The organism is Pseudohalioglobus lutimaris, from assembly GCF_002866825.1.
GTDB lineage: Bacteria > Pseudomonadota > Gammaproteobacteria > Pseudomonadales > Halieaceae > Halioglobus > Halioglobus lutimaris.
The window spans coordinates 31612-53628 of the sequence record NZ_PKUS01000029.1 but is presented as its reverse complement, the minus strand read 5'-3'; the positions used below and the strand labels follow the sequence as shown (position 1 = coordinate 53628).

The 22017-nt window shown below is 56.7% G+C and carries 22 protein-coding genes and 1 tRNA gene; 11 read left to right on the top strand and 12 right to left on the bottom strand.

Annotated elements, in window-relative coordinates:
- Positions 1-32: 32 nt before the first annotated feature.
- Positions 33-623, bottom strand: a complete 591-nt coding sequence (locus tag C0039_RS17040; RefSeq protein WP_075998705.1) for an HvfX family Cu-binding RiPP maturation protein — start codon at positions 621-623, stop codon at positions 33-35.
- A 100-nt stretch (positions 624-723) separates the two neighbouring features.
- Between C0039_RS17040 and C0039_RS17035 the strand changes: the two genes are divergently transcribed.
- Positions 724-2088 carry an MATE family efflux transporter gene (locus C0039_RS17035; protein ID WP_075998706.1) on the top strand — a complete coding sequence of 455 codons (1365 nt, stop codon included), beginning with the start codon at positions 724-726 and terminating at the stop codon, positions 2086-2088.
- An 85-nt stretch (positions 2089-2173) separates the two neighbouring features.
- Here the strand turns inward: C0039_RS17035 and C0039_RS17030 are convergent, their stop codons facing one another.
- Genes C0039_RS17030 through hemA form a run of 4 tightly spaced genes read right to left on the bottom strand, consistent with a single transcriptional unit; the run spans position 2174 to position 6204 of the window.
- Complete coding sequence (locus tag C0039_RS17030; protein WP_075998707.1) at positions 2174-2923, bottom strand: HesA/MoeB/ThiF family protein; 750 nt, start codon at positions 2921-2923, stop codon at positions 2174-2176.
- A complete protein-coding gene (gene prmC / locus C0039_RS17025; protein ID WP_101518760.1) occupies positions 2913-3746 on the bottom strand; it encodes a peptide chain release factor N(5)-glutamine methyltransferase in 834 nt (277 codons plus the stop codon). Before prmC ends, C0039_RS17030 begins: the two co-directional genes overlap by 11 nt.
- The gene (gene prfA / locus C0039_RS17020; protein ID WP_075998709.1) at positions 3746-4831 is read right to left on the bottom strand and encodes a peptide chain release factor 1; all 1086 of its coding nucleotides are present in this window, start codon (positions 4829-4831) and stop codon (positions 3746-3748) included. Before prfA ends, prmC begins: the two co-directional genes overlap by 1 nt.
- Positions 4828-6204, bottom strand: coding sequence for a glutamyl-tRNA reductase (gene hemA / locus C0039_RS17015; RefSeq protein ID WP_101518759.1), 1377 nt, complete (start codon positions 6202-6204; stop codon positions 4828-4830). The genes prfA and hemA overlap by 4 nt, the downstream gene beginning before the upstream one ends.
- A gap of 219 nt (positions 6205-6423) precedes the next feature.
- Here hemA and C0039_RS17010 point away from each other — a divergent pair, with 219 nt between their 5' ends.
- The 8 genes from C0039_RS17010 (at position 6424) to ychF (ending at position 13212) form a co-directional block, all read left to right on the top strand.
- Positions 6424-8181, top strand: a complete 1758-nt coding sequence (locus tag C0039_RS17010) for a tetratricopeptide repeat protein (RefSeq protein ID WP_101518758.1) — start codon at positions 6424-6426, stop codon at positions 8179-8181.
- Positions 8178-8783: a lipoprotein insertase outer membrane protein LolB gene (gene lolB / locus C0039_RS17005; protein WP_101518757.1), complete on the top strand. Its 606-nt coding sequence runs from the start codon at positions 8178-8180 to the stop codon at positions 8781-8783. Before C0039_RS17010 ends, lolB begins: the two co-directional genes overlap by 4 nt.
- A complete protein-coding gene (ispE, locus tag C0039_RS17000) occupies positions 8780-9628 on the top strand; it encodes a 4-(cytidine 5'-diphospho)-2-C-methyl-D-erythritol kinase (protein WP_101518756.1) in 849 nt (282 codons plus the stop codon). Before lolB ends, ispE begins: the two co-directional genes overlap by 4 nt.
- Before the next feature lies 1 nt (position 9629).
- Positions 9630-9704: transfer RNA gene (locus tag C0039_RS16995), tRNA-Gln, on the top strand.
- Between the two features lie 108 nt (positions 9705-9812).
- A complete protein-coding gene (locus C0039_RS16990) occupies positions 9813-10745 on the top strand; it encodes a ribose-phosphate pyrophosphokinase (protein WP_076002074.1) in 933 nt (310 codons plus the stop codon).
- Between the two features lie 72 nt (positions 10746-10817).
- The gene (locus C0039_RS16985) at positions 10818-11483 is read left to right on the top strand and encodes a 50S ribosomal protein L25/general stress protein Ctc (RefSeq protein ID WP_075998714.1); all 666 of its coding nucleotides are present in this window, start codon (positions 10818-10820) and stop codon (positions 11481-11483) included.
- 23 nt (positions 11484-11506) lie between these two features.
- Positions 11507-12094 carry an aminoacyl-tRNA hydrolase gene (pth, locus tag C0039_RS16980; protein WP_075998715.1) on the top strand — a complete coding sequence of 196 codons (588 nt, stop codon included), beginning with the start codon at positions 11507-11509 and terminating at the stop codon, positions 12092-12094.
- A gap of 23 nt (positions 12095-12117) precedes the next feature.
- On the top strand, positions 12118-13212 hold the full coding sequence (ychF, locus tag C0039_RS16975) for a redox-regulated ATPase YchF (RefSeq protein ID WP_101518755.1): 1095 nt from the start codon (positions 12118-12120) through the stop codon (positions 13210-13212).
- A gap of 31 nt (positions 13213-13243) precedes the next feature.
- On the opposite strand, the gene C0039_RS16970 is transcribed toward ychF, so the two are convergent.
- Together C0039_RS16970 and C0039_RS16965 are read right to left on the bottom strand one after the other, a co-directional pair.
- Entirely contained in the window at positions 13244-14143 is a 900-nt protein-coding gene (locus tag C0039_RS16970) for a transporter (RefSeq protein ID WP_076002075.1), read from the bottom strand.
- 41 nt (positions 14144-14184) lie between these two features.
- Positions 14185-15000: an ion transporter gene (locus C0039_RS16965; protein ID WP_075998717.1), complete on the bottom strand. Its 816-nt coding sequence runs from the start codon at positions 14998-15000 to the stop codon at positions 14185-14187.
- 336 nt (positions 15001-15336) lie between these two features.
- Here C0039_RS16965 and C0039_RS16960 point away from each other — a divergent pair, with 336 nt between their 5' ends.
- A complete protein-coding gene (locus C0039_RS16960; protein WP_075998719.1) occupies positions 15337-15657 on the top strand; it encodes a DUF551 domain-containing protein in 321 nt (106 codons plus the stop codon).
- 116 nt (positions 15658-15773) lie between these two features.
- Here C0039_RS16960 and C0039_RS16955 read toward each other — a convergent pair whose 3' ends face one another.
- Positions 15774-16586, bottom strand: coding sequence for an SDR family NAD(P)-dependent oxidoreductase (locus tag C0039_RS16955; RefSeq protein WP_198171760.1), 813 nt, complete (start codon positions 16584-16586; stop codon positions 15774-15776).
- A gap of 293 nt (positions 16587-16879) precedes the next feature.
- Between C0039_RS16955 and C0039_RS16950 the strand changes: the two genes are divergently transcribed.
- Entirely contained in the window at positions 16880-17317 is a 438-nt protein-coding gene (locus tag C0039_RS16950; RefSeq protein ID WP_075998720.1) for an OsmC family protein, read from the top strand.
- 84 nt (positions 17318-17401) lie between these two features.
- Here the strand turns inward: C0039_RS16950 and msrB are convergent, their stop codons facing one another.
- From msrB to C0039_RS16930, 4 genes are all read right to left on the bottom strand, one after another.
- The gene (gene msrB, locus C0039_RS16945; RefSeq protein ID WP_101518754.1) at positions 17402-17956 is read right to left on the bottom strand and encodes a peptide-methionine (R)-S-oxide reductase MsrB; all 555 of its coding nucleotides are present in this window, start codon (positions 17954-17956) and stop codon (positions 17402-17404) included.
- A 256-nt stretch (positions 17957-18212) separates the two neighbouring features.
- Positions 18213-19067, bottom strand: coding sequence for a phytanoyl-CoA dioxygenase family protein (locus C0039_RS16940; protein WP_101518753.1), 855 nt, complete (start codon positions 19065-19067; stop codon positions 18213-18215).
- A gap of 156 nt (positions 19068-19223) precedes the next feature.
- Entirely contained in the window at positions 19224-20426 is a 1203-nt protein-coding gene (locus C0039_RS16935) for a saccharopine dehydrogenase family protein (RefSeq protein WP_165787171.1), read from the bottom strand.
- Between the two features lie 112 nt (positions 20427-20538).
- Positions 20539-21984 (bottom strand): FAD-dependent oxidoreductase, encoded by a 1446-nt coding sequence (locus tag C0039_RS16930; RefSeq protein WP_165787175.1) that lies wholly within the window; start codon positions 21982-21984, stop codon positions 20539-20541.
- Between the last annotated feature and the right edge of the window lie 33 nt (positions 21985-22017).

Below are 22017 nucleotides of genomic sequence, written 5' to 3'. Positions count from 1 at the left end.
TTTCGGGGGCGTGACGTTGAAATTTTTACAGGTCAACGGCAATCGGGAAACAGACGCGACAAATAGTAATCCACGCTGACGTAACGGCCTCCACCGGCGAACAGCAGGGAGACGAGCATAATCAGGTAGGTCACGCCAAACTCGATACCGTTATTGAGAACGACAAAGGCACCCTTCTCAGTCAGCCAGCTGTAATTGCCGTGTTCTCGGAGAATGTCCTTGGCTGCTCCCAGGCGAACGGCCACTTCCTGGGAACCAGAGTCGGCGATGGCGGCCCAGCCGTTATCCCAGTGCACTGCAAAGATCGCCACCAGCATGGTGACTATCAGGGGAATCGAAATCCACCGCGTTGCCAGACCCAACAGCAGTAAAAGAGCGCCGATTGCCTCGGTGTAGGCCGCCAGGTAAGCCAACAACTCGGGGGCAGGTAAACCCAGTCCCCAATCGGGATTGGCGAACCACTCAGCAGTGCTCTCTATGTTGGCAATTTTCTGCGTGCCTGCCATCCAGAACACGGGAACCAGATAAAGCCGCAATGCCAGGGGCGCGAGCCCGTCCAGGTGCTGTAGTCGCGGAAAGATCGCGCTATGTATGCTGTAATACCATCCGGCAATCACGTTCATGCTGGTTTCCCTTAAGGATTGTTTTCTCTGTGACAGCACAACTGCGCAAAAGGTTTCAGCCGCGGCGCTATTTACACCCTCGTCGCCGCGGCTATCGTTAATGCAGGTATCGAACCCCTATCGTGGTGAGGCCCGCGCCCTGTTCGCCATCGCCTGGCCCATGGTCATCGCCCAACTTGCGCAGATGGGCACCGGTGTCGTTGATACCATTATGGCAGGCCGCTACAGTTCTGCCGACCTTGCCGCGATCGCCATCGGTTACAACATCTGGCTACCGCTGTTCCTGCTCACCCTGGGCATCATGCTCGCAGTCTCAGTAATTGTCGCCCAGGACTTCGGGGCCGGGAAACTACAGAAGATTCGCGACATCCTGCCCCAGGCACTCTGGCTGGCGCTGCTGCTGGGCGGCAGTATCGGCCCGCTGTGCTACTACGCAGGCCCCCTGCTGGCCCTACTGCAGTTGGATGCTGCAACACTGGACAAGAGTCTTGGTTACCTGCAGGCGGTGGCCTGGGGTCTACCGGCTACCGCCTTGTTTCAGGCACTGCGCTGCCACACCCAGGGGCTGGGAATTATGCGCCCCTTCGCCGTGGCCAGCGTCATAGGCTTCCTCGCCAATATTCCCCTCAACTATGCGCTGATCTACGGTAAGTGGGGTTTTCCTGAAATGGGCGCTACCGGCTGCGGCTGGGCCACTTCTATCTCCATGTGGCTGAGCCCGCTACTGATAGGTGGCTACATTTTTGCAACCCGCGAGCTGCGCAAATACCTGCCCCCCCTGCGACTCGTGGCGCCGGACCCCGGGGTGATCAAGGAAATCTTGCGCCTGGGCTTACCTATTGGCCTCACGTTCTTTTTGGAGATCGGCGTGTTCTCGGTCATCAGCCTGATGATTGCCACGCTTGGCAATAGCGCCATGGCAGCGCACCAGATCGCCTACAATGTCTGGGACGTTCTCTATATGCCGCTGATCAGCGTGGGGGCCGCCATGGCAACGCGGGTGGGTCATGCGATAGGCAGTAACAATCACCAGCAGGTTCAGATTTCAGTCAGAACGGGAATGACCGCCACGGTAATGGTGGGACTGGCCTCCACCTTGCTACTGCTGACTATTCCGCAGCTATTGATCGCTGCTTACACTACGGATGCGGAGATTCACCTGATCGCTATGCGACTGATACAGCTGGTTGCCCTGTTCGTGGTTATCGACTCAGTACAGGTAGCGGCATCCTACTGCCTGCGCGCATTCAAGGACACTCGCTACCCGTTTGTGGTCATGTGCCTGAGTTATTGGCTTTTTGCCCTGCCCCTGTCCTGGTGGCTGGGTATGGAACTGGCCACAACTCCGGCAGACGGCACTAGGGGAATATGGCAGGCACTCATCGCCGGCATCTGCCTTTCCACTGTGCTCATCACCTGGCGCCTCGTACACACACTGCGCAAACCGCTACCGGGTTCTGCCTAATACTGCGTGAGTGCCGGTGATGGAGGTAACAGGAATAAACGGACGTTCATGTCGGCAACGCCCACCGCCCATCCGGCGGCCAGGCTCAGAGGTGACCGCAGTCCGGGCAGTCGGGACGCGGGGCAAGAGTGAGCCGTTGTGTTTGCTGGGTGGCAAGGTCCATCACCAGCAACGCCGAGCGCAGCGCCTCGCCATATCCACTGAGCAGCTTTATGGCCTCCATTGCCTGCAAGGCACCGAGCACACCCACCACCGGTGCAAGCACGCCACTTTCGCTGCAGCTCAGCGCCGTCGCGCTGCCCTCTGAGGGATAAAGGCAGCGGTAGCAGGGGCCGCCCCGGTTAGGGTCGAACACCGCCAATTGCCCCTCTCCGCGCACCGCCGCAGCAGACACCAGGGGAATCCCCGCCGCAATACAGGCCCGATTCAGATCGAACCGGGTAGGGTAATTGTCAGATGCGTCCACCACCAGGTCGACCCTGGAGCAAAGCGTTGCCATCTGCTCTGCATCCAGATAATGAGGCTGGACCTCCAACTTCACTTCGGGGTTGAGGCCAGCGATACTCTGCGCCACTGATGCAGCCTTGTTACAACCAATATCCCCATCTCCGTGCGCGATCTGGCGTTGCAAATTACTCAGCTCGACGGCGTCGCCGTCGGCAAGGACAAGCTGTCCCACACCCGCCGCGGCGAGGTAGAGTGCCGCGGGACAACCCAGACCTCCAAGCCCCACTATCAGCACGCATGCCGCCTGCAATCGCTCCTGCCCGGCAATATCGAAATCCTGCATCAGGATCTGTCGGTTGTAGCGCAGTAGTTGATCGTCACTCAGCAAGCCAGCACCCTCCGCTCACCCGTTCCTGCCCGGCGAGGTCCCGTCGCGTGGTTACGCCTGCGTAGCCGCGCTGCTGCAGTAAAGCACGCACCTGTGCTCCTTGTGCGTAGCCGTGTTCAAGTAGCAACCAACCACCGGGGTGCAGGTAACGAGGCGCTTCGGCAACAATATGGGCGATGTCCGCCAGGCCGCATTCGCCAGCCACCAGCGCCGTTTTCGGTTCGAAGCGCAGGTCTCCCTGCGTCAGGTGCTCATCACCTGCATCAATATAGGGAGGATTGCTCACCAGCAAATCGAAGCGCTGCCCTGCCAGGGCTGCAAACCAGTCTGACAGAACCATGCTGACGTTACCGAGCTTACACCGCTGCATGTTTTCAACCGCCAATGCCACTGCCGCTTCGCTGCGATCCACACCGGTGACACCCCAGGTGGGACGTTCACTGGCAAGGGCCAGGGCTATGGCACCGGTGCCTGTGCCCAGGTCGAGCACATCGGCTCGATCGGACAACGCCAGATCCAGCGACCACTCCACCAGGGTTTCGGTTTCGGGACGGGGTATAAGGGTGCTCGGGGCCACCGCCAGCTCCAGGGACCAGAACTCCCGGTAACCGGTCAGGTAAGCCACCGGTTCGCCCTGGGCGCGGCGCTGCACCAGGCTGCGAAACTGCTCGGCGCAGGCTTCGCTGATCTCGTTATCAGGCCAGGTGTATAGCCAGGTGCGTGACTTGCCCAGGCAGTGTCCCAGCAGAATCTCAGCATCACGCAGGGGACTGTCGCCGGGAAGGTGCCTGGCGCTGCGCAGGAGTGCCTGCACAGTTTCCATCAACCGTCGCCCAGGGCTGCCAGCAAGTCCGCCTGGTACTCCTGGCGCAGAGGACCGATGACTGCGTCCAGATCTCCTTCCATTACTTCCGCCAGCTTGTACAAGGTCAGGTTGATGCGGTGGTCAGTCATGCGACCCTGAGGGAAGTTATAAGTGCGAATGCGGTCAGAACGGTCACCTGTACCAACCAGGTTACGACGCTGCTCAGCCTGCTCCTCTGCGACCTTATCCTGCGCACTGGTCAACAACTTTGCCTGCAGCAGTGACATGGCGCGAGCGCGATTCTTGTGCTGGGAGCGCTCGTCCTGGCACTCAACCACAATACCCGTGGGCAGGTGAGTCAGGCGCACCGCGGAGTCAGTTTTGTTGACGTGCTGGCCGCCGGCACCAGAAGCACGATAGGTATCTACACGCAGATCTGCCTTGTTGATTTCGATCTCGTCCACCGCTTCTGCCTCAGGCATGATCGCCACAGTGCACGCCGAGGTGTGGATTCGCCCCTGGGATTCAGTTTCCGGCACGCGCTGAACCCGATGCGCACCGGACTCGAACTTCAGAAATGCGTAGACATCACGGCCTTCCACGCGGGTGATAATCTCTTTGTATCCGCCGTGCTCCCCGGGACGCTCAGACAACACTTCAACCTTCCAACCGCGGTTCTCCGCATAGCGCGAATACATGCGGAACAGATCACCAGAGAAAATCGCCGCCTCGTCACCGCCAGTGCCCGCACGAATCTCAAGGAATACGTTGTGCGAGTCATTGGGGTCGCGGGGTAGCAACAGCGTCTGCAGTTCTTTTTCCAGCTCCACCAGGCGACCGGAAGCGGAGTCGATCTCTTCCTGCGCCATCTCGCGCAGGTCTTCGTCCGGGTCATCCAGCATTGCCCGGGCCTCTGCAATATCACTTTTTACCTGGCTGTAATCTGCGTAGCACTTGACCACTGACTCCAGCTCCGAGTACTCCCGGGAAAGATCGCGAAACTTGTCCTGGTTGGAAATCGTGTCGCTGTCGCCCAACAGCGCCGATACCTCTTCGTGCCGGTCAGTGAGCGTTTCCAGCTTGGTCAGGAGAGAGGGTTTCATTGCAAGGTGTGTCTCGAGTGGTCAGTATCATTCGCCGACAACTCAATGCCGTCGGCGTTTTCAGGTTTATCTACACGGCCGCGTACTGACTCCGCTTCAGGGGTAGGGGCAGCGATACCGAGCAGCCGCCTTGCGCCTTGCAGCTCGCTATCGCGGCCCTCGGCACTGACTTGCTTGAGCCCAGCAGTCGGCGCATGAATCAGTTTATTGGTGAGCCCGCGGGAGAACTGGGTCAGCACACGCGCCGGGTCATCGCCACGGTTGATGCTGCGCAGCGCCTTCTTCAGCTCTGCCTCACGTAACTGTTCAGCCATGCGCCGGTAGTCCTTAACTGCGTCCACGGCGCCCATCTGCCTGACTTCATGGACACAGGCGGCAACACCTTCAGCGATAATGACGTCTGCTTTACGCGCTTCGTTCTGCCGACTGCGCAGGTTCTGGTCAACGATTTCACGCAAGTCGTCGACACTGTAGAGGTACACATCGCGTAAATCCCCTACCTGTGGCTCGATATCCCTGGGCACCGCGATATCCACCATCAGTACAGGCCGATGCTTACGCACCTTGATCGCCTGCTCTACCGCGCCTTTGCCGAGAATAGGCAGTTGGCTGCCCGTGGACGTGATCACGATATCAGCGGCCGGCAACTGCTCGGGGATCTCCGCCAACAAAACTGCCTCGGCACCGAACTTCTGGCCCAGTTCACGGGCACGACCCAGGGTACGGTTGGCAATAACGATATTGCGCACGCCGGCATCAATCAGGTGGCGGGTAACCAGCTCGATAGTTTCACCTGCACCCACCAGCAACGCGTTACATTCGCTCAGATCGGAGAAAATATGACCGGCCAGATCCACAGCCGCGTAAGCTACTGATACCGGGTTCTCGCCTATCGCCGTATCGGTGCGCACCCGCTTGGCAATCGCGAACACCCGCTGGAACATTCGGTTCAGCTCACCGCCGACGGTGCCAGACTCCGCAGCAACGGCAAAGGCAGATTTAAGCTGACCAAAGATCTGCGGCTCTCCCAGCACCATGGAGTCGAGGCCGGCGGCAACCTGGGCGAGGTGACTCAGTGCCTTGTCCGCTTCGAAGTGGTAGGCCGCCTTGCGCAGCTCCTCGGCTGGCAGATGGTGATAATTGGCCATCCAGTCAATCAGCTGTAACGCTTTGTCCGCAAGCACGCTGCGTGCCGGCGCTATCGCGTAAATCTCGGTGCGATTGCAGGTAGACAGAATCACCACTTCGTCCAGCCCGGCTGCGCTGCAGCAATCCGCCATGGCTTCACTCACCTGCTCAGGCGCGAACGCTACCCGTTCACGCACCTCAACAGCGGCGGAATTGTGGTTTATGCCCAGGGCGATAAGATTCATGGTGTACTGGCGAGCTCCTGCTTGGCAATGCCGGGTGACGGGGAATGCAGCAATCCGGTTCAACGCGCGAACTTTAGCATATCCTCCCAAAACCAGCAGGGATATTAACAAGTTAGCGCGCAAATAGCCCGCTGACGGACGGCTCACAGTGATTGGGTTTCAACGCCCGGTTGTGTCATCATGTGACGTCCAGAACCCAGAACAACTGCTGTAGCCCGAATGTCCCGTCTGTTCATCACCGTCCTGAGTTGCACACTGATCGCCGCCTGCAGCGCCACGCAACCGGCCAGCGGGCCCGCTATAACACCGACGACGGTAGCAGCGGCTGCAGAGGACAATGCCATAGCGGAGCGCGCTTTCCCCGAGAGCAGCGTCTATCCCCTGTTGCTGGCCGAATTCGCACTGCGTCGGCAGGACTACCAGACCGCGCTGCAGACTTATATGGAGCAGAGCCGGGTTCTGCAGGATGCGGGCGTATCCAGGCACACCACACACCTCGCACAGTTCGTTAACGACAACGCCAGTGCGCTGGAGGCGGTCCAGCTCTGGCTGCAGGAAGACCCGGACGATCTCGAGGCCAACAACACTGCCGGGACATTGATGGCACGAAACGGCCAGGCTGTGGAGGCGCTCCCCCACCTCGCATTTGTTTCCCGCAGCGGTAAACAAGCCAACTATCCCTTGTTGTTGCAAGGTTTCGGAGGGTTATCCCCGGCAGAACAGGCTGAGCTGGTAGCAGGCCTGAATGAGCTTGCCGAGGAGCTTCCCGAGGACCCCGCGCTGTTATTGACACTCGCCCTGATTAACACGGAGTACGAACAGTTCGATGCGGCGCTGGCAAGGCTGGATGCGTTGTTTCTGATCGAACCCGACCAACACCAGGCGCTCCTTCTGGAAGCGCGGCTGTTGCTCCAGACTGAAGCGGCAAAGCCCTTCAAACATATTGAACAATCGCTGGCGCGCAACCCCGAAGACAGCCGTCTACGCCTCGAATACGCTCGACTGCTGACCACGACCGACATGAACGCGGCGCGAGAACAGTTCGAGGTCCTTTCAGCGCAGTCACCCGATGATGCTGAATTACTGCTGTCCCTCGCTCTAATCAACCGGGAAACCGGTGATGACCTGGTTGCCAGGGCCTACCTGCAGCAGGTATTGGCCACGGGTAAACGCCAGGACCAGGCTAATTACTATCTTGGCCGCATCGCCGAGGACCGCGACGAGCCCTCTGAAGCGCTGACGCACTACATGCAGATCGGGGACGGCCGTCAGTACCTGGGCGCGAACCAGCGTATCGGCCGCATTCTTGTTGGTGGCGGGAAATTTGATGCCAGCCATGCCTGGTTCGTCAAACAGCGCCATAGTGTGCCCGCAAGGCGTGAGCAATTGTTCGGTATAGAAGCGGATATACTCAGCAATGCCGGAGCCCTGGACGCTTCCCTGGCAGTGCTCAACGCCGGAATAGACGCCTACCCGGACTCGGCCTCTCTGCGGTATGCGCGCTCCATGCTCGGCCAGCAGCAGGACGACCTGGCCATGATGGAAGCCGACCTGCGTGCGATTCTCGCCCGCGACCCCAACAACGCGACCGCCCTCAACGCCCTGGGCTATACGCTAGCGGACCAGACCGGCAGGCTTGATGAAGCCTATGACCTGATCAACCGCGCATTGGCATTGGAGCCCGACGAACCGGCGATACTCGACAGCATGGGCTGGATCCTCTATCGGCAGGGCAAACTGGAAGATTCACTGAAATACCTCAATCAGGCTTATCTGGCCTTCCCCGATCCGGAGGTGGCGGCCCATCTGGGGGAGGTGCTCTGGGCCATGGGACGCACGGATGAGGCCCGCCGGGTCTGGCAGGGAGCACTGCTCAAAGCGCCCGACCACAAAATCCTGCGCGCCACGCTGCAACGCCTGGGCGTCACCGACCTGGCAACACTGCCCCCTCAACCGGCTCCTGACAGCGCCGAATGAGGCCTCTGCTAACGTGCCTGACATGGTGCGGCCTGCTTTTACTGGCGGGGTGTGCGGGCCTGCAACATTCTGCACCAGGCAGCCAGAACTGGGACCAGCACCGCGCCCAGCTGGAGCAGATGCGCCACTGGACCGCAAACGGCAAGATCGCGTTACGCAATGCCGGGCAGGCAGAATCAGGTTCATTACTGTGGCAGCAGCGAGACACATCTACCCACATACGCTTGTCCGGACCCATGGGCTTTAGCGCAACCACTGTGGACAGTGACGGCAAGCTCTTGGAAATACGCCAGGGGGACGATTACAGCCGCTGGGCCCTGGATGACCCGGCACTGGCGGAAAACGCTGTTTGGCATTTACCTGTCTCAGCCCTGCACTACTGGCTGAAGGGGATGCCCGCGCCGCAGTTACCAGTGGACTCCATTACCCTTGATGCCGAGGGCAGTCTGCCCAGTGAAATAAGCCAGCAGGGCTGGACAGTCGAGTACCGGGACTTCGCTCAGTTCGAGCGCTTTACACTGCCCACAAGTCTGCGACTTTACCGTGATGAAGTCAGCGCTCGCATAATTCTGCGCCACTGGGGGGGCTTTTCCGCGCCATGACCCCTGCCCTCTCGCTGCTCTCTCCCGCCAAACTCAACCTTTTCCTGCACATAACCGGCAGACGCGCAGACGGCTACCATGAACTGCAGACCCTTTTCCAACTGCTGGACTGGGGAGATAGCATGCGGTTCACGCCCAATAACGGCGGCGAGATCACGTTGAGCGGCGACACCATGGGGATACCCGTCGAAGAAAACCTGATTACTCGCGCCGCTCGAGCGTTACCGCGCAACCAGGAAAAGCACGGCGTCGACATCCGGGTACAAAAACGCATCCCGGCAGGGGGAGGCCTGGGCGGAGGCAGTTCAAATGCAGCTACTACACTGCTCGCCCTCAACCAGCTCTGGCAACTGGGACTGTCCAGCATGCAATTGCAGGAGATTGGCGCCCAACTGGGGGCTGATGTCCCCGTTTTCGTGGGCGGGCAAAGCGCCTGGGCCGAGGGCACCGGCGAAGTACTTACCCCGGTGGTGATACCAGAAAGCTGGTACCTGGTGGTTACGCCGGATTGCCATGTCGGTACAGCGGAAATATTTTCACACCAGCAATTGACACGGGACACCTCTCCCATCAAAATAGCCGCCTTTTTCGAGGGCCACTCCCGCAACGACTTCCAGACTCTGGTTAGACGCCTCCACCCCGAGGTTAATAACGCTTTGAATTGTCTGGACAAATTCGGGAATGCAAGATTGACCGGCACAGGCGCCTGCGTATTTTGCAGCTTTGCGGACGAACAGGCAGCCCGGATAGCTCTGAGCGAGATTCCGCACCCTTTAACCGGGTTTGTAGCGCGAGGCATAAACGAGTCACCAGTGCTTGCTGCGCTGGCCAGAGCAAGAGAATGAATGGGGTGTCGCCAAGTGGCAAGGCACCGGGTTTTGATCCCGGCATTCGCAGGTTCGAATCCTGCCACCCCAGCCATACACAGAGTGCTATACGCTTTACGGCGTATAGCACTTTTCGTGTTTGATGCAACAAAGCAAACTCAACCAGGCAATGTCAAGGCAGGTCGCAGTGTCCTCGAAGATGATGGTTTTCTCCGGTAACGCCAATCCGGAACTCGCCCATAAAGTCGCCAGCCGCCTGTATATGTCCCTCGGCAAGGCTGACGTGGGTAAATTCAGCGATGGCGAAGTCGCGGTAGAGTTAAATGAAAACGTGCGCGGCAAGGACGTGTTTGTTGTTCAGTCTACCTGTGCGCCGACCAACGACAACCTGATGGAATTGCTGGTGATGATCGACGCGCTGCGTCGTGCATCGGCTCACCGAATTACCGCGGTTGTACCCTACTTCGGCTATGCGCGTCAGGACCGGCGTGTACGTTCAGCGCGTGTACCGATCACCGCCAAAGTGGTTGCGGACATGATGGACGCGGTCGGCGTGGACCGGGTGCTGACCATGGATCTGCACGCGGAGCAGATACAGGGCTTTTTCTCCTGCCCGGTGGACAACGTTTACGGCTCTCCGATATTGAATGACGATATCGTCGCCCAGAATTACGACAACGTCATCGTAGTATCGCCGGATATCGGCGGTGTGGTGCGGGCCAGGGCCATCGCCAAACAGCTCAATGAGGCCGACCTGGCAATCATCGACAAACGTCGCCCCAAGGCCAATGAAGCCCAGGTGATGAACCTGATCGGCGACGTGGAGGGACGCAGCTGCATCCTGGTTGATGACATGGTCGATACCGCTGGGACTTTGTGCCAGGCAGCGAACGCGCTCAAGGAGCGAGGCGCTGTAGCCGTATATGCCTACTGCACCCACGCGGTGCTGTCGGGCAAGGCATTAGACAATATTCGGAACTCCCAGCTCGACCAGCTGGTAGTCACCGATACGATTCCCCTGAGTGATGAGGCGAGAGCAATTCCAAAGATTCGCCAACTCACTACCGCTGACCTGCTGGCAGAGTCCATGCGCAGGGTAGCCAACGAGGAATCTATCAGCGCGTTATTCCAGTAAGGGCTAACGCAAACACCAACCCGTTACCGCACCGGTCGCAAGTGTTGTAACGAAAATCAAAGGAGTCCGACGATGTCAGACCAATTTGAAGTACACGCCGAACTGCGCGAGGACATGGGGAAAGGTGCGAGCCGCCGCCTGCGTCGTTTCGCGGATAAAATCCCCGCCATCATCTACGGTGGTGACAAAGACCCCCAGCCGCTGACCATCATCCGCAAGGATCTGGAAAAGTCGCTGGAAAATGAGGCCTTCTACTCTCACGTACTCTCAGTGAAGGTTGGCGGTGAAGACCAGCAGGCTATTCTCAAGGACCTGCAACGTCACCCCGCCAAGAACTACGTGATGCACGCTGATTTTCTGCGCGTATCTGCCAAGGTGGCGCTGAAGGTAAACGTGCCCATTCACTTCCTCAATGAAGAAACCTGCAAGGGCGTCAAGATCGAAGGCGGCATCATCCAGCACCAGGCGACCGATATCGAAGTATCATGTCTGCCCGCAGCTATCCCCGAGTACATCGAGGTGGATATGCTTGATGTCGAGATCGGCCAGATTGTTCACCTGTCCGACATCACCCTGCCTGAGGGTGTAACTTCCACCGCTCTGGCACTGGGTGAAGACCACGACCTCGCCATCGCGTCCGTGATCGCGCCGAAAGGTGGCTCCACAGACGAAGATGAGGAAGTCGTGGCTGATGACGCCGGCGAAGATGAAGCCGCCGAAGACGACAGCGAGGACTAGTTCCTCGCCATGCGGCACCCGCGTTGACAGCGATCAAGCTGATCGCCGGCCTGGGGAACCCCGGTAGTGAATACCGGGGCACCCGGCACAACGCGGGTGCCGATTTCGTGGAAGCACTGGCGCGCCAGTGTTCCTCCACCTTGCAAGTTGAAAGCAAGTTTTTTGGACTGTCTGCACGTATAACTTTTGCGGGGCACGATTTGCGCCTGCTAATCCCCACTACGTTTATGAATCGCTCCGGCAAGTCCGTCGCAGCGGTGGCCAACTTTTTCAAGATTGCGCCGGATGAAATCCTCATCGCGCATGACGAGTTGGACATTCCAACGGGCACTGCCCGTTTCAAGCAAGGCGGTGGACACGGCGGGCACAACGGCCTGCGCGACATAGTCCCCGCGCTGGGAAACAACAAGAACTTTCTTCGTTTGCGTATTGGCATAGATCACCCCGGGCACGCTTCTAAAGTGTCTGGTTATGTGCTCAGCCGACCATCACAGGTTGATCGCGAGCGCATTGACGCGAGTATTGACGAGGCCATTGCCGCCCTGCCGCTGTTACTTGATGGCGACCTGACCAAGGCGATGACCCGTTTACATAGTTTCCAGGCAGCCTGACTGCCTTCTCAAAGGATTATCTAATGGGTTTCAAATGCGGAATCGTCGGCCTGCCCAACGTGGGCAAATCCACCCTGTTCAACGCGCTCACCAAAGCCGGAATCGACGCCGAGAACTTCCCCTTCTGTACCATTGAACCCAATGCCGGAATCGTGCCCATCCCCGATCCCCGTCAGGACAAGATAGCCGCAATCGTCAAACCAGAGCGCGAAGTTGCCACCACCATGGAGTTTGTCGATATCGCCGGGCTGGTAGCCGGGGCTTCGAAGGGCGAAGGTCTGGGCAACCAGTTTCTGGCCAATATCCGCGAGACCGATGCCATCGCTCACGTGGTGCGCTGCTTTGACGACGACAATGTCATTCATGTGGCTAATCAGATTGATCCCGCAGCGGACATAGAAATCATCAACACAGAGCTGGCACTGGCCGACCTGGACAGCTGCGAGAAGCAGCTACAAAAGGTGGTCCGCATCGCCAAGAGCGGAGATAAGGAAGCGGTTGCCATGAAGGCTCTGCTGGAGAATAAACTCCTGCCGCACCTGAATGAGGCCAAGCCGGTTCGTGCTCTTGACCTGGATAAAAATGAGCAGGCGTTGCTGAAGCAACTGTTCCTGCTGACCGTCAAACCCACCATGTATATCGCCAACGTAGATGAGGATGGCTTCGAAGACAATCCACATCTTGATGTGGTGCACCGCATCGCAGAAGAAGAAAACGCTGTGGTAGTGGTGATCTGCAATAAACTGGAATCGGAAATTGTTGAGCTGGATGATGATGAACGTGATGAGTTCCTTGCCGATCTGGGCATGACAGAACCGGGACTCAACCGGGTTATCCGCGCCGGCTATGAACTACTCAACCTGCAGACCTACTTCACCGCAGGAGAGAAAGAGGTTCGCGCGTGGACAGTAAAAGTCGGCGCAACTGCTCCGGAGGCAGCGGCCGTTATTCATACTGACTTCCAGAAAGGCTTTATTCGCGCCGAAATCGTCTCCTACGACGACTTTATTCAACACAAGGGTGAACAGGGCGCCAAGGACGCGGGGCGCTGGCGCCTCGAAGGCAAGGACTACGTGGTGCAGGATGGAGACGTTATACACTTCCGTTTCAACGTCTAGGTGAATATACGAAGTAAAGCGAACAAGACGGTCAGAACAGGCGCTGGTAGCTGACCTGGTAGAGGTTGAAGTCCTCATCGCTGTTGTTGATCGACCCCGTGGAGTACGCAACCTTAACAGCATGCTTGCGGGCAATGGGGAATACCAGGGTGGCGCCCAGCTTGGAATCCCGCTGCAGGTCGTTTCGCCGTTGCCCCCCTACCGAGCTTTGCCCACCGCGATAGCCGTTAACATCCAGCGAGGCCCAGAAGCCCGGCGAGAAGCGACGCACAAGGTGCAGTTCCAATGACTTGATCGACCCTTGCTTACGGGTCATGCCCAGAAAGTCGTCATTGTCATCAAATACCCAAACACCTGCCTCTACTTCCAGCAGCCATTTTGGCTTCAATACAGTGACGTAACCGAGCTCAAACTTGGCGGCCCAGCGGTTGCCGCCTACATTCACCACTCTGTCTTTTTCGTACTCGCCTGTAGGTGCCACGACCTTTACGCTTGCCCCGAGGATAGGCCGTGGATTGCGACGCAGTTCCGCAAATTCCTCCCGGTTCATCGTCGGCGCACCCATAAGGTTAACCGCCAGTGTGGCAGCGAAGTCACCACGTCCCTGGTAATCACGCTGGAGTTCGCCAATGTCACCCACCCTGGCGTTAGTTTCGCCATTGGAATAAGCCTGCTCCAGGATAATAAATGCGGTGCGCCCAAACAGGTCCAGCGTGTTTAGATAGCCGAGCACCCCGGAGGTGATACTGGAGTCGATGCCGGTGAGCGGCAGGGAGGGGTCTGGCACAATATCCCCGTCTGTATGCACTATACCGACCGTTAGCACCTGGGTACCCTGCGGTGCCGGCCAATAGGCACGTGGGGTCAGCTCCTGCGCCATGGCACCCGAGACAACACCCAACATCGCGCAAAATATCAGCAACTTCTTCATCAGGTGATTATGCAAGCGCCAACCCAACTGCGCAACGCGGTTTAGTGCCGGCGCGACTCAAGCAACACCTTCAGCCCGCGAATTTCGTCGCGCAGTTCAGTCAGCGTGGGCTCGCCGGCTGCCCGCGCCTCTTCCTTCGCCTGCCGCTGGTGCTCCTCCTCCAGAACATTGACCACAATACCAATGATCATATTCAAGAAAGCAAACGCAGAGAGAAAAATAAAACTGAGGTAGAAAGCCCAGCTCAAGGGGTATATCGTCATGGTTTCATACATGACGTCCGTCCAGTCCTCAAACGTCATCACGCGAAACAGTGTAAGCATGGAAATAGCAATATCTCCCCAGAGATCTGGGTTGATGCTGGCAAAGAAGGTACTGCCCACCGCGGCGTAGATGTAAAAAATAATAAACATCATCAGCATCACATAAGCCAGTTGTGGCATCGCCGCCAACAGAGAATTCAACAAGGTACGCAGCTCTGGAATAATGGACACCATGCGCAGCACCCGGAAAATCCTGACCAGTCGGCCGATCAACGCCAGCTCAGAGTCTTCAATGGGAATCAAACTCACCACAACGATCAACGTATCGAATACATTCCAGCCGCTGTGAAAGAAGCGCTTTTTATCCGACTCACCAAGAAAACGTACGGAAATTTCCGTGAGAAAAAAGAAGGTGATAGCCCAGTCAAGGACCACTATGACCTGCGTTGCCAACGGGGCCAGCGGATAGGTCTTGACGCCAATCATTAACGCCGAAACAACAATGATGGAAATAACCAGCGTTTCGAAGAGCTTGTTGCTGCGCAAGCTATCAAAGCGCGCTTGCCAGGCCTGAGTTTTGGTTTGGGTGGACATATTCTGAACTTCCGTGATGTAAAAACCGGCCCGAGATAGCGAGTCCGGGAAGCAAACTGCGCACCTATTTTAGGCAATTTTACCGGCACTTCACAGACATCACTGCGGCTGCCCGGATGGTGGTCGTAGCCGTGGTCGTGGTCGTGGTCGTGGTCGTGGTCGTGGTTGAAATCAAACGTGATACACGCTGGCACTCATAAACCGCATACAAACCTACCCCAAATTGGACAGGCCAGGGCTTGGTAAGTTTGGTGAAGCTCTGCGACAGTGATATAAGAGCCGGGAGAATTCTCCAACTGCCCTTTTTACTGATTCACCCGGAGGAGGTAAAAAGCCATGCTTTACGTTGAGAAATCCATTGAGCATACACCGGAGGCAGACGAAACGCTGTCCACGCCCAGCGTTGCGCGGATCAGCGAAAGCGTGGTGTCGCTACAGCAGGTGGGCAACTGGACCCCAATCTCTGCGCGCAAACCCTCTTCCTCCGGTCACTATCTCGTGCTGTTGAGGGGCAACAGGCACCGACTAATGGAGTTTGAGGTACAGAACATGACGTTCAGCCCCAAGGGCCTCAACCCGATGGTGACACACTGGATGCCACTACCGGCACTACCCGGTCAGCAAGGGATTATCCAGGTCCCCGTTTGCTCGTATTGACCTGCCGCTACCGCCAGACCCGCTATTCACGGGGAGACATAGGTAAGTCCCTGGATTCGTAGCGGTGGTCGTCTTTCAGAGCTCGTGGCTGAAGAGAGCACGCGCTCAATTCCGCGCTACTGCGGCATCAGCAGGAACATCTTGTGAATTTCCTCGGGCATAGCACGCTTGGCGCCTTCGAAGAACATGGCGTCCAAGCCTACCACTACACGCATTTTGTCTTTGCGCACAGCCTTGAGAATCTTTTTTGCCGCCTTGTCAGCAGGCATGGCCATTTTGTCGACCATCGCCTTGGTTTTAGCAAATGCACTCTGATCCTCGGCGCTCTTCAGGGCCTCGTCCATTATTGCCGTACGGATAGCTCCCGGGTGAACCACCGTCACGCCCACCCCCTGGGGATGCAGCTCTGCCCATAGTGATTCGCTGAAGCCCTTTATCGCCGCCTTGGTAGTTGAATAAGAAGTTTGCTCCGGCGGCCCCATGAAGGCCACCATGGAGGAAAGGTTGATAATATGCGCGTCACCCTCCTGCTCTCGCAGATAGGGTAGAAAGAAATGACAGCCGTAAATCACGCCCCAGATGTTGATGCCGATGATTTTCTTCCAATCAGCCAGGCTGTGACCCTCGAAACTCTTGGCGTAGGTTATGCCGGCATTGTTGAACAGGAGATTGATCTTGCCCTGTGCTGCCGCCACTTCCGCTGCAAGTGCCTTCATCGCTTTTTCGTTGCTGACGTCGGCAACATGCGTGGTGACCTTCAGGCCCTTGCCCCGCAGCTCGCGCTTGGTTTCCTTCACGCCCTGCTCGTTCACATCTACGAGGGCCAGGTTGCAACCCTTTTCTCCGAGGGCCAGCGCCAGCGCCCGACCGATACCGCTGCCAGCGCCGGTGATCACAGCGACCTTGTTATCAAATGATTTTATCGACATGTTACTTCCCCGTAATTACTGAAATGTACTTTCAGTATCACCGCTATTAGCAGGGGTGCGCTATGACGGGCATCAAGACTACAGCTAGAAAGTACCTCTGAAGGTCTAATTTTTCATACGGCATACGGCTTCCACATCAACGGCGCTTTTCTGGGTATCAGTGCCAGACTTCGGGCAAACATAATTAAAGCCTGGCGGGAAACGCCCTATCCTTCCAGAGGTGATTAGACAAAGCAATTCAGGGGAAACGCGATATACTCGTTATCCCGAGCAACGATTAGGCACAGAACAAAATGCAGGATCTACCACATCACTACCACGCCTCCGCCCATGCCACAGCGGATAGCCACGTCGCCATGAATGCCTGTGACTTACCCGAAATCGTGACCGCCGCGCCCTTAGAATTTGGAGGCCCGGGAGATAAATGGTCGCCCGAGCACCTATTGGTCGGCACGGTTGCCAATTGTTATATATTGACGTTTCGCGCCATTGCCAGAAACTCAAAGCTTGAATGGACACACCTGGAATGTTCGCCCGTCGGCACATTGGAACGGGTCGATCGGACAACCCGGTTCACGCACTTCAAGATCAGTGTCACACTGACCGTCCCTGCCGGCACCGATACTGAAAAAGCCGAACGTTTGTTACGGCGGGCGGAAACAGGCTGCCTGGTCACCCAGTCCCTGCTGGCCGAGACCGAACTGGACACAAATATTATCGTTGAGTCCTGAGGTCTGAATGGCCTTTCCCTGGCGAAAACACCCGCCACAGGAGCACGCCTACGCTGGCAGGAGCGCGTCAAACGCGTTTGATAATCAGGCAGGGTGTGTGGGCAGGAATTTTAAGGCGATACCGTTATTGCACCACCGCTGATAGGTGGGGGCAGGTCCATCCTCGAACACATGACCCTGGTGACCGCCGCAGCGCGCACAGTGGTATTCGGTGCGCGGCCAAACCAGTTTGAAGTCCCGCTTGGTGTTCAGGGCGCCAGGAATCGTGGTAAAGAAACTGGGCCAACCGGTGCCGCTTTCATATTTCATGCCCGAGGTAAAAAGGGGCAGGTCGCAACCGGCGCAGGCATAGATGCCGTCACGCTTCTCAGCGTTCAGTGCACTGCTGCCGCTGCGCTCCGTCGACTCCTCACGCAATACCTCAAATTGTGCCGGACTCAGCAATTCGCGCCACTGTGCTTCTGTCCGCTCCAGGGGTTCACTGGTCGAAGGAGGCTGGAAGCCATCGGGTAGAAGGACTTGCCACTGCTCGCGCAGCGCAGCGATATCGGCGTCGCTGCGTTTCGCCGCCAGCGCCATTATCGGGGTGATAGCAGCGGGCAAGGCCGCGAGTGCAGCAATAAAGTGTCGTCTTTTCATAGTTAACTACGATTCACGATTCCGAAATTAATTCCCTGGTTTCAGCTTATTTTTTTTTGGCAAGAGCCAGCACTGAATAGGGTATGGACAAGTTAGTTCTGGAGATCAGGGGGGATTAGCACCAGATATCCAGCAACCGCCCTACCCGATTACAGAAAGGCTTCGTCTATGCGGTTCCTGTAATGTTCAGCCTCATATGGTTGTTCTGCATAATGGTTCGCCGCAGTGCTCTGGTAACAGAAGGTGAAAAAGACGCTCAGATCGTACCGGCAGCAATCATATCCACTGGAATACCATTATCGACCGCTCCTAAAAAGCCTTCGCCATTGGCAATCCCATCATGAACTCCATAGCCAAGAAGCTCTTGAGCCCGACGCGGCATTTTGCGAACGCGCTCCAGCGGAGCCGACAGATAACTGTTCTCTTCAGTACGCAGCCAGCCAAGACAAAAACTGGTGTGCATGCCTCGCCGGACCTTATCCGTCTTGTTCGGCCCGGCACCGTGCAGTGTTGATCCAAGATAGATCACCGCCGACCCGGGCGCCATTTCCGCAATAACGGTTTCTTCTGGTTTGGGTTCGCGATCGCCTGGCCATAGGTGACTACCGGGCACCAGACGCGTTGCGCCCATATCAGCCGTGTACTCGCTCAGGGCGACCAGCGATGCAAACTGTACATGGCCACCGATAGCGCTGGTTAGCTTTTTCGGCCAAACATCCTGATCACGATGAATCAACTGATCTCCAGCGCCGGGCCCACGATCAAGTACATGAGCGATATTCAGTATGTATTCGGCGCAGTTTGGCAAAAGAAACTCATCCCCTACGGCCTTGTATAGCGGGTGCAGCAATACCTGGTTTACAAACGTGTCGGACACACCGGCAACGCCGGTTAAGTGCTTGGTCTGAGGGCCGTGAAAAAACTCAACCGCTGCGTTGGGGTGAGCATGATTGATTGCCTTCTTCTCCAAAAAAGGGTTAATTTCGGCATTGAACTGTTCGACTGTTTCAGTCGACAGGAGTCCATCTATAATGACACCGCCACTCAACTCGATTTCGCTAATAATGTCGCTCACTGCTGCGGCAACAGATAGGTGCTTGAGAGTCTTCATAAAGTACTTACCCACAGAAAGTAGTAGTTTTCAGCCAACAAATAGTAAACTGAATGGATGCGTTGACCACGACTCGAATGCCAACTGACAGCGCCTAACGTTAAACCGGGTCATTCGTTATTTAAAGCTGTCTTGCGATGCTACAACGTATTCCTGCTATTGGCGATTCGGTGCGAACGTTCTCTTTACGATCACTTCCTCTTGCTCATAGATTGTCTTACCTGTTTCGTCGAGAACAGCCTGTATGTAGGGCGCGGGATCAATACAGGCTTCCGGGGCAAGAAAACCTCTCCTGGTGACCTCACCATCCAGTATCCGTTCCAGCGCCAATCGAGCGCAGACGGCCGTGGGGTCGGGGGCTCCTCTGCTACTACGATCCGAGCCGTCTAACATCTGATGATCTTCAAAAACCAGCCGAATCTCTGACCCATTTCTTATCCCACAGACCTCAACCTGAGATGCGTAGCCAAGTACTTCCCCCTGGAGATCGCTCACCAGCGCTCGTCGGCCCGCGGCACTAGATGCATATCGCGTGAAAAATTGAATGGGCGAAATACCCAGTTCAGGTACGAGTTCCCTGTCTCCCAAACCGCTACGGACTAGAAAACGCATTAAGTCATCCGCTGATTCAGGGTAAAAGAACGAACGAATCGTTGCCTCCTCCAGCCCGGGAATAAAGTGCCCTAAAGTGACGGGCTCACCATGGCCACTGAAATAGGCAGGATACGTTCCGAAAGGCGGCCTGAACTTGACCTCGCGCACTCCTTCATAGGCAGGAACCTTCTGGTGCTTTCCATCGATGAATTGGGTTACTTCTCCCGTCAGCATGTGAAAAAGGTGATCCATCACGGCGGGTGAAAAGCGATCCACAAGAAAAGGCACTGTCCAACACAAGCGTATAGAGCGCGCACTATCCATTCGGTCAGCGCCCAGCTTTGCAAGCATGTTGGTGAAACCGGGGGTCGCCCCACAACCAATGAGCAGAATAATATCTGCTTCTTTCGCACGCCTGTCATAGGCTGGATCTTCTACCAGCGCTGCGGCTACATCATGATCATCATTGATATCAACGTAGTGAATTTCTGCCTTGATAGCCGCATCGATTACTGCCAGCGCTGTTCGATAGAATGGCCCTACCGTATTCAGTACAACATCGCCCTGACTGAAAAGCTGGTTAAGGCTTTCGGGGTTGCCTACATCGACATGACAAGCCCTCGCGCCGCCGATTCTTGCAGCCAGGCCCTCGGCTGCTGTCAGGTCGTAGTCGGCCAGGATAACCTCTAGATCCCCGCGCAGAGCCGCCAGCTTCAGGGCCACCGCAGAACCGACGCTACCGCATCCCAGTAATATTATTCTCACGATAGGATTCCTCCATTGATTAACCTGGCCCGGTGCTTACTGGCCTTCTCTGTAACGTTTTCGCTCACCGAGCCCGGTCTCAATTCAGGCCAACTTGACGTGGTCTTTGGGATTAGATAAACCCGAAGCTCTGAGCCAAGCGAGCTGCAGGAATCATCAGGCTGCGAAGAAGAAATTCCTGTTTTCCCGGGTTGGCGATGAGATCTGGCTTTACAATAGGAAACGGCAGCTGATCTGCACTGTCACTGGCGATAGCCTGCGCTAAAGACCTCCCCATAAGCGGGGCCATCACGTTCCCCCAGGCATTGAAGTGCATCAAGCCATAGATACCCGAGTCTAATTGGTACATCCCGGGAAACTCCCGCTCCCGCATCGCGACGCGCCCCGTCCAGTAGGACTCCAGTTCTATCGGGACATCGCGAGTTTCGGGCCAGGTTCTATGTATCCATTTAAGGTGTTGCTCAAAGTGCCACTGCGCGTTCGCCGGGCGGGAACTGCTGGGGATAGAGGCTGTGACAATGCGGTTGTGCCCGTCAACGATTAACGGATTGAGATCAATCGGGACCTGCGCCAACGTGGCCCGGCTGGGCAAAACGATGTCGCGAATCTGCGCTGGCAGTGGCGTCGTAGACAGGGCGTAAGCGGTGACCGGATAAAACGCCCGCTGGAACTGGGGCATGATATCGGTGGCATAGGCGTTGGTGCAGAATATAAGTTTGTCACAGCTGACACTGTTGCCGCCCTCAAGCTGAACCCGCCACCCCTTCCCTTGCGGAGATACCGCGGTCGCAACACTGTCACCGTAAACACGAACGCCGTTTTCTACGGCCGCTTTAATCATTCCCCGGGTAAACAAGTAAGGGTTAATGCGCCCGCCTGACTCATACAATAAGCCGTGAGAATAATAATGAGAGCCTGTCATCTCATGCATGGTCGCGGCATCAACATCGATCAGGTTTTGCCCTAGTGCTTCTGCAGATGCCAGAGAGGACTGTTTAAACTTATCAAAAGCACTTTGTGACGTCATCGCATTCAGGTAGCCACTTGCTACCGCATCGCAATCAATGTCATACCGTTTGGCAATATCAAACGGCAGCGTGTGATGCTCACGGAAAAGTTCGAAGAAGGCATGACCCTGATCGGGGAATTGTTCGAACACGCTCATATCGCGTAATAGCGGTAACACATGGCCTGCATTTCTGCCCGATGCACCCCAACCGGGCTGACGCGCCTCCAAAACCACCGTGTTGATACTCAATTCTGATAAATGCAGCGCCAGAGAGCCGCCAGCGAGTCCGGCTCCAATCACCAATACGTCAGTAACCAGGTCTGTTGCAAGGCTGGGGTAGTGTGTTCCCAGTCCCTGCGTCTTCGTCCAACCGCTCTCAGCAATGGGTATGGCACCTTTATCGTATAGACTGTCTAGCTCTGTAGCGACACCCTGAGAAGGGCTCGATTCTGATCCCTCCCCGCGTGTGTCTGCTTCACTGCCGCAGCCCACTATTGCACCACCCACCAGTAGTGTTCCACCAGATTTAAGCGCTTCTCTTCTCGTCACCTTTTTCAAAAAACCCGCCCTCCTGAATACAAA

Bases quoted from the DNA above. Each gene is read 5' to 3' on its own strand.
- C0039_RS17040 (WP_075998705.1), bottom strand. From the start codon at position 623: ATGAACGTGATTGCCGGATGGTATTACAGCATACATAGCGCGATCTTT.
- C0039_RS17035 (WP_075998706.1), top strand. From the start codon at position 724: ATGCAGGTATCGAACCCCTATCGTGGTGAGGCCCGCGCCCTGTTCGCC.
- prmC (WP_101518760.1), bottom strand. From the start codon at position 3,746: ATGGAAACTGTGCAGGCACTCCTGCGCAGCGCCAGGCACCTTCCCGGC.
- prfA (WP_075998709.1), bottom strand. From the start codon at position 4,831: ATGAAACCCTCTCTCCTGACCAAGCTGGAAACGCTCACTGACCGGCAC.
- hemA (WP_101518759.1), bottom strand. From the start codon at position 6,204: ATGAATCTTATCGCCCTGGGCATAAACCACAATTCCGCCGCTGTTGAG.
- C0039_RS17010 (WP_101518758.1), top strand. From the start codon at position 6,424: ATGTCCCGTCTGTTCATCACCGTCCTGAGTTGCACACTGATCGCCGCC.
- lolB (WP_101518757.1), top strand. From the start codon at position 8,178: ATGAGGCCTCTGCTAACGTGCCTGACATGGTGCGGCCTGCTTTTACTG.
- ispE (WP_101518756.1), top strand. From the start codon at position 8,780: ATGACCCCTGCCCTCTCGCTGCTCTCTCCCGCCAAACTCAACCTTTTC.
- C0039_RS16990 (WP_076002074.1), top strand. From the start codon at position 9,813: ATGGTTTTCTCCGGTAACGCCAATCCGGAACTCGCCCATAAAGTCGCC.
- C0039_RS16985 (WP_075998714.1), top strand. From the start codon at position 10,818: ATGTCAGACCAATTTGAAGTACACGCCGAACTGCGCGAGGACATGGGG.
- ychF (WP_101518755.1), top strand. From the start codon at position 12,118: ATGGGTTTCAAATGCGGAATCGTCGGCCTGCCCAACGTGGGCAAATCC.
- C0039_RS16970 (WP_076002075.1), bottom strand. From the start codon at position 14,143: ATGAAGAAGTTGCTGATATTTTGCGCGATGTTGGGTGTTGTCTCGGGT.
- C0039_RS16965 (WP_075998717.1), bottom strand. From the start codon at position 15,000: ATGTCCACCCAAACCAAAACTCAGGCCTGGCAAGCGCGCTTTGATAGC.
- C0039_RS16960 (WP_075998719.1), top strand. From the start codon at position 15,337: ATGCTTTACGTTGAGAAATCCATTGAGCATACACCGGAGGCAGACGAA.
- C0039_RS16955 (WP_198171760.1), bottom strand. From the start codon at position 16,586: ATGTCGATAAAATCATTTGATAACAAGGTCGCTGTGATCACCGGCGCT.
- C0039_RS16950 (WP_075998720.1), top strand. From the start codon at position 16,880: ATGCAGGATCTACCACATCACTACCACGCCTCCGCCCATGCCACAGCG.
- msrB (WP_101518754.1), bottom strand. From the start codon at position 17,956: ATGAAAAGACGACACTTTATTGCTGCACTCGCGGCCTTGCCCGCTGCT.
- C0039_RS16940 (WP_101518753.1), bottom strand. From the start codon at position 19,067: ATGAAGACTCTCAAGCACCTATCTGTTGCCGCAGCAGTGAGCGACATT.